This is a genomic window from Neoakkermansia glycaniphila, from assembly GCF_001683795.1.
Lineage (GTDB): Bacteria > Verrucomicrobiota > Verrucomicrobiia > Verrucomicrobiales > Akkermansiaceae > Akkermansia > Akkermansia glycaniphila.
Map to the genome: position 1 here is coordinate 1 of NZ_LIGX01000040.1, position 15,627 is coordinate 15,627.

A 15,627-nucleotide genomic window follows, 5' to 3' on the forward strand; every position below is an offset into this window, starting at 1 on the left:
GCCATGGGAATCGCAGAGCGCATGCATTTTGCTTGTTCGGCCTCCTCGGGATTTACCTATTTGCTCATTTTTTTCCCCCTTTGGCTCCACATGCATATTGATGAACTCTTACAATTGTTGAGTCAATCATGAGCCATTCCGTATCCGCGCTACACGCGAGAGTGTTAAAAATTGTTTGCCAGACTCCTTTGCGGCTCCATCTCAAAAATCTTTTATGTACACTGTGCCATTTTCCATATTTCTCCGGAATATCTCTCCAACCACATCCTGTTTTTGCCTTGTATATGATAGCTTCGATGAACAACCGGTTGTCTTTGGCTGTACATCCAACATCCTGCTTTTTACCGGGAAGAAAATCCTTGATTCTTTCCCATTGGTCGTCTCTCAACTGATGCCTGAGTGATCCGCTCATGCTATCTATTATAATCCATTCTCTTTAATTGTCGACAATATCTAATCAAATTTAGATTTTATGTATAGATGTTATTCCATCATAAAAATATCTCAAACTGAATTCTTCGAAAGGATGTATATTTTTGATGCTATTCACCATCTTAGGAAATCCGATTCGATTGAATTCGTTTATAATATGATGTATTTGAGTTTCCTCATTTTCTAAATCTATAAGTCCAGATGTCTGAATTTTTTTACTCAACATCCTAGGTAACCCATATTCTTCTAATTCGTATACCAATCTGGGCAAAAATGCATGCGAAATTTTTGCAATAAAAGGACTAATGTCAACGTTATTGTTAAATATTTTCTTTTGAAGAAAGTTTATATCTTGCAACACGGATGGTATTTTAAAGGTTGATATTCTTTCTAATTCAAAGTATTTGTCGATTGTTATTTCATTTTTATGTAAAAAAGAGAGTATTTTAGGTATTGAGAGATGCCAATTTTGCGATATGGCTTTAATGTAAGCAACCATATTTGTATACGAAATTCCTACATTACCTACATAATTGAGGACTAAGAATAGATTAGATTTCCAATCATTCGGATTATTAGAATTTAGATATTTCATGCCACTCCACACACGAGGCCTCGATGTCATGTCTCGCGCAATATCCCTTAACGTATTGGGGCTAAAACTAGGAAGTGAATTTTCTTTAATGAGATTTCTATAGACACCTTTTCCAAGAATTGAATCCATTTCATCATTGAACGCTACAATTTTTATTATTTGATCTCTCGTTAATTCTTGATCGAATTTTTCCGTATCTAGAGAATTAAGTAGATCTTCTGTAAATTCTAATTTCAATTCTGTAGCTTTTTCTTCAGGAGGCGCTTCTAACAAATAAATTTTTCCTATAAAATGCCTAAACATTCTTCCTCCTCGTCCGATTATATTTTTGTAGGTAAAATCATTCAATTTAGGGCGTCCGTTTTTACTTGCCCAAATAATAACATTTTCTGCAGATGTATTCACACCCTCAATAATTGATGATGTTGATATTAGATTATCTAATCCTTTTTTTTCTTCAAAAAGCTTTACTTGAATTTGACTTAATGATCGATGTAATTTCCCATTATGTATTCCAACGCCTTTCTTTACTAACTTGTTTAGAATGTAATTGTTACCATAATTAATACAAAGCCAATCAGAAAAATAGTTCAACAATTTATTATCATTATCATCAAAATTATCATTAAGTATATTCGTTATTGTGTCTATGTTTGTAAATGTTCCTGCATATATTAATGTCTTTGTTTTTTTAGAATAGAGTATTTCTAAAAGTCGATCTTTTTTGAAATTTTCATCAGATGATGATGAGCTTTTAAAATCTTCTGATATTTCAGAAACTACTGTATTAAAATCAAGCTCTACAAATTCCATCCCTTTTGTAAATGGATTATCTTCTAACGATGAAAGAGAAAGGTTTGGAGCTAGGAAATATTTTTGCTTGGCTATACTACCTAATTCTAGAATAGATTTCAGGAGAATTGGAGCTCTATCTTTATCGAATGATGTCCCTGCTTTGTAAAATTCATCTACGATGAGAATGTCAATAGAATCAATTTTTCCGATATAGCTGATTGCTCTTTCTTGTGGAAATATAAATATATTATTTTTTGCTAATTCTATGCCTACATCAGGTGTTGTTATTATTCTATATTCATTTGAAAAACGTTTGTAAATTCTTCTCCTTGCTTCATCGGTTAATGCAATAGTTGGTACAATAATAACAACATTTTTTGGTTTTTTAATAGAAATAAAAGCATCTATAATAAAACTTTTTCCAAAACTTGTTGGGGCAGTTACTGCTATACTTTTACCTTCAAGGAGTTTTTTTAATAATGAGGATTGTCCTCTATGAAGTGTTATTGGTTTTAGATCTCCTATATCTGCTTTAAAGGCTTCATATATAAATCTTTCTTGCCAAGATGCAGTTTGAGGTTGCAAATATGGATACAAACCAGTCTCTCTAATTAGATAATTAATTAGTGGCGTATATTCTATTTTATTTTCTTCTAGGTGATTTAATAATCTTATTAATTCATCGCGAGCGTTTTTTTCTTGTCCTAATAAAATTAGGTCGTTGATATTTTGGCATTTTTCAAATATCGACTCCATATTATACTCCTTGATAAAATTCTATATGTGAAACAAAGGAATTTACTATTGTTTCTTTACAGGGAACAGGAAACAATATTAAGTGAAATGAGATTTCAGCATATTTATGAATGTATGCCCCTAGTTTTTTTATTTGTTTTTTGAAATATGCCTCTGCTCGTTCCCTATGATACTCTGCTATTGAGTCTTTATAGTCTTGTGTTAATTCTTTAGATGATTTTGTTTTTTCGCATTCATGCAAAAGTAAAATAGGTATATGCAATTTTTGTTTTAGATTATCAATTGAATTTTTTTGATGCAGAAAATCAAGAACTTCTTTTCTTGTATTTTCATTCGAAATTAATCTGTCAATATCATTTATATTTGTTATAATAGTATTTTCTTTACGCAATTTTTCAGGATTTAATGAATTTTCTATGGAGCTAATGATTCTATCAAATCTGGCATTTTCAATGCTTGTATAAAATTTGGCTTCTCCAAACCAAATCGAAAAATTATTATCATTCTCTATTACTATGTGAACACTATCTGCTCCTTTTGCATTGTCTTGTGGGTTTTGTTTATGGAAAATTTTTGGGACAACAGGCAATGCCTGATAGTGATGTTTCATGATACCATATAAAATAATTTCGGCCAATTCGCTCCCTTCTCCAATATTATCTTTATCAGTAAGTCGAAGATTTTTTGCGGCGGTCTGTAGTGTAGTATGAGGTTCGCCAATCAAACTTTCTCTTTCCTGACATGAAAGAGATGTTTCTGCAATATTATCCCAAATAAAATTTTGGAATTTTTTATATCTCCATTCGCCATTTTCAAAATCATTTATCAGACTTAGAAGATTTTTATTACTTATTGGATTTAGTGATTTGTCAGTAACAATATTCGAGAAAGAATCATCTATTAAAATCTCAAAATTTAGACTGCTCATAACATCCCTATACTATTACATATGATTATAAGATAACAAGAGATTTCAGAACCATACACGTTCATTTTTCCCCATTTCTTCCCCATGCCTCTACAAACAAAAGCCGCAATATGCTCATTACGAATATATTACGGCGTGAAATTAATGGCGGACAGGGAGGGATTCGAACCCTCGGTACCCTTTTGGGGTACACACACTTTCCAGGCGTGCTCATTCGACCACTCTGACACCTGCCCGCTTAGGTTGTGTCGGTCGTTGACGGGCGGCATACTACCTGCTTTCCTACATTTTGGCAAGTTTTATTTTCGTTTTTTTTCGGACCGTTTTTTCGGGAGGATGTGGCTCTTTTGAGATTTCTTCTTTTCGGGAGTGAATGCATGAGTATTCGCCAAACAGGGTGATGGTTCATCCTGACATGCCGTGTGATGAAGTCCCTCTTCCTGCTTGACAGGGTTGCATCTTCTCGATAGACTGCGCGCACGTTATCCGCGTTGTTTTCTTCGGAGGAGTGCCAGAGCGGTTTAATGGAACGGTCTTGAAAACCGTCGAGGGGGTAACCTCTCCGTGGGTTCGAATCCCACCTCCTCCGCCACCTTTTTGAATAAGCTGAGAGAAGCCTAGTCGCTATCCCCTTGAAGGCGGAGCTTTTTTATTCCCAGCTTATCCCGGCTTATGCTAGATTGCTTGCGTAACTTACTACGTAACTTTTCGTAAAAGTTACGTACACGCAAAATCACAATCATGGCAAGCATCGTACAAAGAAAACGGCACTGGTATGCTCAGTTTACCGGAGAAGAAGGAAAGCGCCACACGCGAGCAACCGGAATCCTGATCAACCCCGACAAAAAGAAAGACGGCTACACCCCGGCAGCAGCCAAGGCAAAGGCCATCCTGATCGCGGAAGAATTCGAAGCATCCGCCCGCGGCGAACGGAACGCCAGAAAAGCAGCGTCACGCGTCTATGAAATATCCGGTTCCGGAAACGACCGGACCACCGAAACGGAATCCCCTTCCCTGAGTTCCTACATCGAAGAATACACCGCCAAAAAATCAGGCCATGCGAAACCGGCCACCATCAAGGCCGACGAACGCGCATTCAATCAATTCATGGCCTGGGCCGGAATCTACAAAAAAGCGGAAGGCGGAAAAAACTGCCCCATCGACAAAATCACGAAAGGCGATGCCATGGACTTCATTCATCAGCAAGCAAAGCGCGTCACAGGGGGAACAGTCAAACGATATTGTGCAAGCCTAAGCGCACTCTTCAGCGATGCCTTTGATCATGAAATCATCAACAGAAATCCATTCTTGAAAATGGAACAGGCAAAAGTTCTTCGAGGAGATCCAGCAGAAAAGAAAGCATTCACCATGCAGGAAATCTCTCTGCTACTCGAAAAAACGCCAGACTGGGTATCACGCCTCATTAGATGTTCACTCTACCTGAATGGACTTCGGCTTGGTGACACGGCCATGCTGAAATGGAACCAATTCGACTTCGACCGTGGCATTTTCATGGCTCGCCAGCAGAAAACGAATGGCATCGTCATGTTTCCCATACGCGAAGAACTTGCGGCCTACCTTCAGTCAATACGTTGGCATGAAACAGGAACATACGTCAACCCGCAAGCCGTCAAACTAATGAAATCCTTCAACACCGGCGCTCTCTCCCTCGAAGTCAATGCCCACATCAAAGGCGTACTTGGGACAATGTCCGCCCCCATGCAAAACCTCTCCGGAGACCGCCGCCGCGTCTCGCCCAAAACCTTCCACTCCCTCCGCAAAACGGCCGCCACCCTCATGGTCACAAGCGGAGTACCGGCAGAAGTGGCCCGCCACCTGACGGGCCACCGCTCGAACGCCATGCTCGGCCGCTACGTCGTCCCGGAAGCAGACACCCTGGACGAAGCGCAGCACAAAATCCCGTGGATTGCCTAATCGTCCCAGCCGCGAGAATGAATGAAATTCGTCACCGTCTTCACAGGATTCATCAGGGCGCTTCCCAGCAGCATGGCGCTTCCCACCGTCCCCCCGAAAGCGCCTCCGATCACGCCCACGGACGATGACAAACGAATGCTCTGTTTCACATATTCCCCGAAATCCCCTTCCTTGTCTCCGTCCATCATATCGATCATCTTTTCGACAGCCCGCCTCGTACCTCCTAAATCAACCACTCCACGCCCGGCCGAACCGACGTACACCCCCATGTCGATATCCGCCAGCTTCAGCAGATAATCCACGCCGCCTTCCAGCATCTCCCCCACTAGGGGAATCCCGTTCAACGGCCCGAACGCCGCCGCAAAGACATACCCCAGCCAATCGCGCTTCTCCCACTCGTCGGGATCGTCTCGAATGAAATCCAGCAGAATGCCTACCAGCGTATTCAGGATCCCGTAGGCAAACCAGACCTGGACTGACTTCTTGTACTGCCCGCTGCGAAACAACGACAGGCACAAACCGGCCTTGTTGATATTCTCGCTCATCATGAACAGCACGGGCTTCGCAATCGAAGGCAGCCGGTTCCACAACTCAGATTTCTGCATCCAGTTCTGGGGCTGCGCCGCCATGTCGATGGACCCATGCACCCCGGCCCATCCCGCCAGATCGCAATCAGCTTCGCTCATCCCCTTGGCTTTCGCCCGGTTGTAATGGACATAGTACACGGCTGTCATGCTCATGGCATTCAGCCGCATGTCGATATACTCCATCGGACTCATCCCCGCCTGCAGCATGCTCTCCACGGCATTCGCCTTCTCACCTGTCGGCAGCATCATCTGACGCTCGGCGAGTCCTAATTGCCCGCCGAATCGCGTTTGCATCTCCGGGCTGGCAAGCATCTTCTCCACAGTCATCGGAGTCTTCTTGCCCCGGATCATCGCCATCGCCTTCATCCATTCGGCAAACCCGATACTCGGATCCCCGGCCCATCCGTTCAGCACGGCGGAAGTCTGCCTCAGCATCGTTTCCAGCTTGAATCCGAGAACGGCATTCGCCTTCGCTCCATACAGCTTCCCGATCACGCGATCGGCCGCGCCAAGGCTCATCGCCCCGCGCACACCCATCGTCTCAATCATGGAGACCCAGCGCCTCAGCCGCTCGTACAGCTCTTCTCCCAGATGCACGGCCAGCACATTGGCAAAATCCTGATCGGACAGGAAAGCCCGCCAGTCGGACACAATATCCTGCGTAAACATCCAGTTGTCGGAAATCTCCGTGGCCTCCATGAACACGGACAACGCTCCACGCCTCAAATCCAGATCGTGATTGTGGAATGTCCTCACCTTCATGAACCCCTTCCCGCCGCCCTGCATGGCGCCCATCCCCTGCAGAATCTCCGCTTCCGCGCTCTTCATGCGCGCCACGTCGAACCGGGCGGCAAAGTAATTCTCCACCCTCGGGAAAGGCACGCCGTAGGTAGCCTCGTACACGGCGGCAATCCTGTCGCCCTGCTCCTTGAAAAGCTTCCTCAGTTCGTAGCCGAATTGCAGCACATCCTGCCCGATCCACTCCTTCAGCTTCCCGATCGTTTCGGCATCGAACCCCTGCCGCGCCAGCGTACCGGCATACTCCGCCTGTTCGCTCATCAGGATAATGTACAGAGCCGTATCCTTCGAGGTCTCGAAGTTCTCCACCGTCTCCATCTCCCCCTCGTACTCCAGCCGCACCAGATTATCCGCCTTCGGAGGTCTCGGCTTCTTCATCGTCTTGCGCATCTCGTCCGTCGCCTTCTCGTACTCGTTCAGCTCCCTCCGGTATACGGCCTCCCGTGCATCGCGCTCCTTGCGCCATCTGGCCAGCTCCTCCACATCGCGCTCCGTCGGAATCGTGCGCATCTTCTCCATATTCTCGGAAGTCGGCTTCTCATCGGCCTTGGCTGCTGCCTCTTCCTGCTCCTGCCGGTAGGCCTCCCGCTCTTCCGGCGTCTTGTTCAGCCAGACATCCACCATCTGGGAAGCGATCTCCACCCGCTCCATGCGGATTCTCTGCAGGGAAATACCCGTCTTGTGAACCTCCTTCAGCCTATTCATCGCCTTCCAGTTCTTCTTGCCGAGATACTGCTTAGCCAAGGCATGCACCTGTTCCACCCGCTGCCTGCGGGCGGCTGCGATACCCTGAAAAGCGGCAGCCTGCCGGGCCTGCATCAGCCCGGCCAGACCTTCCAGCGCCGGGTATTTTCTCAACTGCTGCAGAATATGCGGCATGCTCAGCAAGACACCGTCCATCGTCAGCGCATCCTTCAGCGTACTCTTCCTGTGCTTCGCCAGATTCACGGCATTGAAGGAAGGCCGCCCGCCGAAAAGGCGTATCGCCTTGCCGAGAATCCTTCTGGTTCTGGCCTGCCTCATATCGCGCACCTCGTCCCAGGCAAACCGTTCCTTCTGGATGAAAGAACTCAGCTCGGCATGCACCGCCGCCGCCTGCTCCATCGTCATATCATGCAGGGCGCCGAACAGAGCCAGTTCAGCCAGCCGGTCCTCGGCATCAGCCAGCTCGGAAGCTGTTCCCGCATCCTTCGCTTTCTGCACGGCTCCTTCCAGCACGCCAAGGGCTTCCTCCTTTTCTTCCTGCGTGTAGCTCATCAGCTTATCGATCTCCTGAAGCCGCCTGTACCCGGCTGCCGAAAGAAGCCCTTTCTTCTGGCGCATCGTCCGGCTGTCCACCTGCGGCTTCACCCGGTCAAGCAGCCTGTCGATTTCAACAATCACGCAATCGCGCCCCCAGCGGTTCAGCCTCTCGTCCGTCTTCTTCAAAAGGTGAGCCACCACTTCATGTAACCTCCGCTCGCCATACTCCTTCACCATCTCCTCCAGTTCGCCTTCATCTATTTTCCCCCGCAGAGAATCCAGCTCTCTCGTCTTTTGAAAAATAATATCGCGTGTAAAGACAAGATCGCGGGTAAAATCCAGATCCCCCGTCGCGGCCAGTTCGGCGAACACCTGCATCTTCTTCAGGTAGGGATTCAGGGAGAACCTGTACTTGCTCGGCAGCGAACCCGCCACCGCCTGCGCCAGATGCATCGCGCTTCCGATCGCCACAATGGCCTTTTCCCGCTCGTCCGCCGCCAGATTGTCATATCGGTTCCACAGCTCGATACAGCGTTGAATATCCTCGTGGATCGTCCTCGTCAGCACTTCGTGCCCGCGCACCTTCTGGCTTGGCACCAGCAGCTCCTCGGCCAGCCCGAAATCTCCGCGCACCGAAAACGACGTTCCGGGCATCCTCTGCTTCTCTTTCCACTTGACAAGATCCGCTGGCGTGTGTATCTTGTTTCCAGAGCCTTTCCTCACTGCTTGTCCGGGCAATTGGAGCCCGTGAGATACCAGTAGAGGACGGGCTTTTTTGATGTCTGCATACAGCATCGGGTGAGAGAAAAGAGCCCTCACATTCTCCTTGCCGTACACGCTCATGATGCGGTTCACCGTCACCTGATGCGCCTGCTCCGCCGATTTTGCATTGAGATGCACCACCACAAGCACATGGTCATCCCCTTCCTTCAGCTCCGTCAGAACCTCCAGCGAATTGCCGGATGCCACGGACTGGAACACGGCCAAAGGCGACGCCACGGCGTCAGGTATCCTCTCCATGGCTTCGCGCGTCACGGCGTGCTTCTCCTTCATCACCTTATCGATCACGCCCGGCGTAATCACCATGTCATGAGCCTTCGCCCCCAGCATCCGCAGCACGGAAGGAGTCGGGCAAACTTTCATATCTGCCGTCCGCTTCACAGTCTTCCCGTCGAAATAGGCATCCAGAGCGCCCTTCCATGCCGCCGCCACCTGCCCGGCATCCGGGAACTGCGAATCGTCATCTTCACGCCTGAGTGAAAACGTCGTTCCAGCCGTCGTCAGAGGCGAACCGTCCACACGTGACTTCCCGTCCCATGCCCGCGCCTGTTCCACCACCTCGCGGAATGCGGGCCAGTTCCTCACCTGCTCGATACTCTCCTTCAGCTTCATCACCGCATCCGGGTCGAAATCCTCGTTCATGGCATCCGACTCCCTGATCAGCCTCCTTTCCAGCGCACGCATCTTCCGCTGCACATACTCCGCAGCACGCCGTGCATCCTCCCGCGTCGCCCCCTCTCCCAGTGCAGCCGTTGCCTGCATCGTCGCCACGGCAGCCTTCACGCCGCGCTCCAGCTCCTCCATGCCCACCTTCTGCAGGTCTTCGTTCCGGGGAGCGGCCGCAGCAAGGCGCTCGGCGGCCTTCATCGGCACACCCCCCGCCAGAACAGCTCGGTACAGCTCCTCCCCGGCCAGAGCGCCCACACGTGCAGCCTTCCCCAGGGATCCGGATTCCAAACCGTGCGCCTTCAAGCCCGCCGCATCCAAACCGGCTTCGCGCACCGCCGCCGCCATGGCGAGCGGATCCTTCGTCCGGCGCGCGCCCTCGATCCCCTGGGCATTCACCTCCTCCTGCACCGCTGTCGCCATATCCTTCACCACGGCATCCTCCTCCGGAGCAGGTGCGGCAGCCTGTTCCACGGCCGCCATGCCGTCCTCTTCCTCGGCAGCCGCAGCAGCAAGCCCCATCTCCTTCAAGGCGGGAGCCGCGTAGGCGGTCGAGGCAGCAGCCACGGCCTTCCCATGCACCTCGGCAGCCGTCTTCACCTGCAAATCCTTGAAATACTCCGCCGTCCTCCCCGTGAACTCGTGAATAGATCTCACAAAATCCTTATTCAACTTCCCGGCGGCATGCAGATCGTTGAACATCTTCCCCAGCTTGCACAGGGCATGGGCCCGGCGCATCATCCGGGCGAGCATCCGAAGAAAAGCCTTCAGCCAGTCGGAAATATTCAGCTTCTCCGAACGTGCCAGCAGATCGCTCTTCACCATCTTCGACACCGCCTCCGTCACCTGCGCCTCCGTCACATTGCCGGAATCGGGCAGGAAAGCGTTCGCCATACCCATCTCCTTCTGAAGAGCCCGAAAATGCCCTGCCCACCAGCCCAGGCTCCGGCCGTCCCGCTTCGACCGTTCAAACTCGTCTTCGATCACCTCCTCCATCACATCCATCGCCCCGATCTCCCCGGCTGCGTAGCGCAGCAGAGTCTTACCGGAATCCATCATTCGCGTCCGATTCGCAGCGCTGCTGTAAATATGCCGGTCTGCGTAAGCGTCCCACTCCTCGTTCGTGAACCTCTCCTGCCCGGCAGCCAGCCGCGCCTCATCCAGCAGGGACCTCTCGCGGGAAAGCTTCTCCGCATCCCGCATCTTCTCCAGCTTCACGCGCTCGCCGAAAGCTTCCCCCATGCGCGCCGCCTGCCCCAGCGTCAAATCGGCATCGACGGCAGGATCCACAATCTGTGAAACCATGTACTGCTTGTCGGCAGCCGCCTTGTCCATCCGAATCCGGGCCATCACGGCCAGCCTCTCCATACTCTCCTGAGTATCGGCCTGCCCCATATCCCGCACCTTCCAGTTCTCATCCGTCTTCAGCTTGCCGACCATCGCATTCGCCACCATGTTATCCCGCGCCATCAGCTCTCCGCGCATGAACTCATTCTCGAAAAGCGTCTGCATATAGCCCGTAGCCGTCTTATCGTCCAGCATGAACGGCGCAGCTTCCACCAGCTCCCCGGCCTCGTTGCGCACACGCATCGTCATCTTCCACTTCCCGTCCTCCATCCTCTCCGCACGCGGCAGCATACCGTTCTCCACGGCATCCTCATACCCCGCCAGATCCTCCACCCACTCCATATCCTGCTCCATCGACGTGAACCCGACCCGGACATTCTGCATCAGCTCGTCCACGGATTTCCTCTGATTATCCGCCAGATACCTCCTCCCGAGCTGAAACTTCTCCTCCGGCTTCACCGTATTCGCCACCTCCACGGCCTGCTCCTCCGTCAGCCCCATCGCCTGCAGATTCTTCGGCTTCGTCGTCATCCACATCGCATCCCTCCGGTACCGGCCGAGATTCGCCCCGGCAAACATACCGCCCATCGCCATCATCGAAAACCACGTCCCCGTATCCAGCGTCAGATCGGCGCACTGCCTGTACACCTCCTGCGAAAGCGTACGCCGCCCGCCGTCTGCCGTGCGGGAAGTCGCATTGTCTTCCCCCAGCATCATCGCCAGATAATAGTCGCCCGGCACCCCGGCCAGAATACCCGCGTACTCCTCGACCATCTCACCCAGCCCGGCGCGGCCGGTTGCCACGCCATACCTCAGCATCGCGCTCCCGTAGTGCGCCCTGCTCCACGCAATCTTCGCGCCGCTCGCATACCCCCACAGTTTGTTCAGGCGAAATGCCCGGCCCGTCGCAGCCTTCAAAGCCAGCGGATACTTCAGGGCAGCCTGCACGGCCTTCGTCTGCGCCACCTCCTTGAACAGCTTCCCGGCCCGCGGTCCGCCCCACCGCGTCACCTTCCCGATGCCGAACATGAACTCACTGCCCACCTCCACGCCGCCGATCAACATGCCGCGCAAAAGAGCGTTTCCCCCGCTGCTGCCATCCGCAATCAGTTCATCCATCCTGTCGTTCGTGCGAGACCCGAACATCAACCATGGTGACGCTTGGAAAGTAAGAGTGGAAGCCATGCCCTGCGCCAAAGTGTCCCGCCACTCGCCGTAAAACAAATCCTTCCTGGTAGAAGAAGTCTGCATATCCCGCACCATGCCAAGAAGATCATTCCTCACTTCCATTTCTTCCTGAGAAAGATTGTATTTCCTGTCATATTTCTCCAAGGCATGATTCATCCTCTCCTGCGTCATCGATCCGTTTTCCACTCGTTTCTCCAGATCATACACAACCTGCCCGTGCATGCCTTTCTCGATCAAATCTGCAGTCGAACCGAGAACATTTCCTAAAGTCGCCCCGATCTGCCGTAGAAAACCTGATTTTTCAAGAATGGCATCCAAAGGAATAATGCCATGTTTCAGGTATATTGTTCCAAGGCTTTCTCCTTCATACGGATTTTCCTTAACCGTAGTCACCCCCTCTTGAATCAGCTTCAATACTTCATCGTATGCTACCTGATCGCGTTTCTTGAGTTTCACAAGCTTCACAGCCAAATCGCTCAAATCCGACGGTCTCCACGCTTCATTCTTGAGACCTTCCATACCTACGGCAACGGATTTTTCCGGAAAAACATCATCCAGAAAGGTATCAATACTCTCACGGCGTGCCCGCGCGAAATCGAACACCTCATACACATGAACCTGTACTTCCGGATCAAGGTCGGAAATGGATTCGTACACCGTATTCGCAGACTTTCCGGAAATAACCTCACGATAGATGCGTTTCTTCTCTTTCTCTACCGTCGCATTCAAGGCATCCACTCGCTGGCGATCCGCTTTGGACTGCTTCAAACGCTGGCCCAACACGGAAAACCACTCCGCATCATTCATCGAAAAAGGCATCCCGTACTCTTCTGCCATACGTGCATACCCGGCATCACCTGCGCCATAAACGGAATCCTTAATGTACCGAACGGCCACATGCTGTCGGTCTTCTTCAGAAAGCGCCAGAAACTCATCTGCATAGACCTCTCCATGCAATGCAATCATATCCCATCTCATCCCCGGGTATTCTTTGGGATCGAGAAAAAGCACCTCAGCCTTCTGCGAAACAGCATCCACCCGCTCACGCTCCGCCTTCTCGCGCGGATCCCACCCCTCGCGGAACATCATCTGATCCTCGAAACGCGCCATCGGCGTAGCCGCGCCCTCCGCCGAAAAGAACCCGTCCCGCCCGGCATTGAACAACGCCCCGTAACCGGCAGCATCCAAATTATCCAAATCCACGGAATGCTCCACCAAACCGGAACGCTCCGCATTGAAACCCGTAAAAACGGCCGTATTCGGCCCCGCCTGCTCGTCAATCGTCATATTCATCCCTTGATCGCTTTAAGATTCCTGTTCACCCCGCTTACCCAGTGGGCATTCAGCCCGCCCGGATCATTCCCCGCGCCGATCGGCGCATACTTCGCCCCGATGGAAGCCACATCGCTCAGCCCCTTATCGATATAATTCCTCTTCAACTGCCTCGCCATATAAAAAACACTCTCCTCAACACTGCCGAACGTCCGCGGCCCTTTCGCATCGGAAACACCCATCGCATTCCGCTTATTCCGGAAAGCCGAACTCGTACCGTTCCCTGTCTCGTGCATGGCTATCGCCATCAGCAAATCCGGATCCACGCCGTACTTCCTCCCGGCCGCCGCAAAAACGGGTGCCAGCCGCTCAAGCCCCGTCCCTGCCGCCGCCTGCTTCAGCCTCTCCGCATTCACCTGCACAGACCGCCTATTCTGCACCCCCTTCATCACCTCCTGCTCGCCATACCGCGCACGCTCCTCCTCGGACTGCGGCCGGATCGACACCCGCGCACCTCCGGCCACCTTCGCCTCCCACCCCTTCACCGTCGCGGCCACACTCTCCGTCACCCCGACACCTCCACCCTCAGAACTCCCCACCACCGGCACGAGAATCACCTTCTTATCCGCCGTCTCCACCTCCATCATCAGCGGCGTATCTCCGTACGCATCCAGCACGGCCGCAGGCACCACAGCCCCGCGCACCGCCAAATCCTCCACATCGAACGTCTGCACCTGCGCCACCTGCTCCCTACGGGCAAACGGCACGCGGTCCGCCCGGTTGAACTCGCTGAACCTCCCCTGCTGCGCCGTCCTCATATTCTCCTCCTGCGCCTTCTGCCGCTCCAAAGCCTGCACCACCTCACCCGTCATCTTCTGCCCCGTCACCTCCGTCACCAAATCGTAAAACTTAAGCTTCTGCTGCATCTTCGTCGCCTTCTTACCCTCATCCGTCAGCCGGTAATTATTGAAAGCCTCCAGAATCAGCCTCTCATTGTGCGCCACCTCCTTCGCGGCGTCATCCTTCTGCACCGCAATCATATTCCCGTCCAGCCTCCGCTTATCCGCATCATCCCCATCCGCATACCTGTGGATATTTGTCTTCGGGTGCAGATAATTCATCCCCTTCAGAGAAGACATCGCATCGGAAGGATCGAACTTCCCGTACACAGCCGCCCCCGCCTCATCCATCAACTTCAACTTATCGGCAATCACATCCGCGCCAACCCCCATCGCCTCCCACTTCCGCTTGAACGCATCCTGATACTGCTGCATCTGCACACTCCCCTTCGGAGCATCAGGGCACCGCACCGCATCCCACTCCATCGCGGAATAAACCTTGTTCCACGTATCTTCATCGATCCGGCCCTCATTCTTCCAAATCGAATTGATAATATCCAGCTCATCGGCCCTCCATGAACCTCCCTCGAAAGCCTTCCTCAAATCCTCCACCTTCCCGTTCCGGATAGCATCGCTCACCGCCACCGTCCCGTCACAATCCGCCATCTCCTGAGCATCCTTCAGCAAAGAATCATACTTCGCAGGCCCAACCGAACGAATCAGCTCATCACGATCCTCCGGCCGCGCCGCCTTCACCAGAAACTCCATCGCCCCCCGCTGCGTCTTCACCGCAGAAAACCACCCCTCGTAAGAACGCGCCTGCTCGCCCTCCCGCTGCGCCTTCTCCGCCTTCTGCCGGGAATCCGCAAACCGTGCGTGCATCGTCTGCACCCCCAGAAACTTCTCATCCGGCGTCAAATCAGGACGGGCAAGAATCGCCTGCTCCGCCTCCTCCAGCCGCCCCTGCCCCTCGTACACCTGCGCCAAAGCATCCAGCCCGGCAATCTTGCTCTTGCGGGCCACCTGCGCCCCGTACCCCTGAAGAGAAATAGCCTGTGCCGTCCGGATCTTCGCCAGCTCCAGCTCCATCTGAGGCCGCACCTCCGCAGGTGCCGACTCCATTGCCGCACTGTAAAACTCATTCCACCTCTCCTCATACTCCGGCATGAAATTCTCGGCATCCAGCCTGTTCGCAAACCCCTTCTTCCCGTCCGTCATCAAACTGCTGTACATCAGCTCAGCCCCTGCCTTCGTCTGGAAAAGGGAAGCCTCAGCCTGCTCCCGTTGCCGGATCGCGTCCAGCTGCGCCAAATCCTGACTGGACTGCATCAAAGCGGAAGAAACATGCTTCAACCCTCCGGCCACCGCCTGCGCCCCCTGCAAATTGCCGGAAGCCGGAGAAACCGGCATAAACCTCACACCGCTCGAAGCATCACCGTAACCGATCGCTACACCGTTTGACATACC

General features: G+C 51.7%; 5 protein-coding genes, 2 tRNA genes and 1 pseudogene. 2 read left to right on the plus strand and 6 right to left on the minus strand.

Translation table 11 applies throughout. The features are described 5' to 3' along the window. The 4 genes and pseudogenes from AC781_RS13470 to AC781_RS11310 all read right to left on the minus strand — a co-directional run. Nucleotides 1-412: pseudogene (locus tag AC781_RS13470) on the minus strand (IS5 family transposase); the annotation flags it as partial. Between the two features lie 51 nt (nt 413-463). Then, nucleotides 464-2,578, minus strand: a complete 2,115-nt coding sequence (locus AC781_RS11305) for a DEAD/DEAH box helicase (protein ID WP_067777576.1) — start codon at nt 2,576-2,578, stop codon at nt 464-466. Between the two features lies 1 nt (nt 2,579). Continuing rightward, nucleotides 2,580-3,506 carry a HamA C-terminal domain-containing protein gene (locus AC781_RS13475; protein WP_083077035.1) on the minus strand — a complete coding sequence of 309 codons (927 nt, stop codon included), beginning with the start codon at nt 3,504-3,506 and terminating at the stop codon, nt 2,580-2,582. A gap of 145 nt (nt 3,507-3,651) precedes the next feature. Then, nucleotides 3,652-3,742, minus strand: a tRNA-Ser gene (locus AC781_RS11310). Between the two features lie 266 nt (nt 3,743-4,008). Between AC781_RS11310 and AC781_RS11315 the strand changes: the two genes are divergently transcribed. Beyond that, a tRNA-Ser gene (locus AC781_RS11315) sits at nt 4,009-4,098 on the plus strand. Nucleotides 4,099-4,247: 149 nt separating this feature from the next. Further along, nucleotides 4,248-5,441: a tyrosine-type recombinase/integrase gene (locus AC781_RS11320; protein WP_067777577.1), complete on the plus strand. Its 1,194-nt coding sequence runs from the start codon at nt 4,248-4,250 to the stop codon at nt 5,439-5,441. Here the strand turns inward: AC781_RS11320 and AC781_RS11325 are convergent. Together AC781_RS11325 and AC781_RS11330 are read right to left on the minus strand one after the other, a co-directional pair. After that, entirely contained in the window at nt 5,438-13,342 is a 7,905-nt protein-coding gene (locus AC781_RS11325) for a MuF-C-terminal domain-containing protein (RefSeq protein ID WP_067777578.1), read from the minus strand. The genes AC781_RS11320 and AC781_RS11325 overlap by 4 nt on opposite strands. Next, a complete protein-coding gene (locus tag AC781_RS11330; protein WP_067777579.1) occupies nt 13,339-15,624 on the minus strand; it encodes a glucosaminidase domain-containing protein in 2,286 nt (761 codons plus the stop codon). Before AC781_RS11330 ends, AC781_RS11325 begins: the two co-directional genes overlap by 4 nt. Between the last annotated feature and the right edge of the window lie 3 nt (nt 15,625-15,627).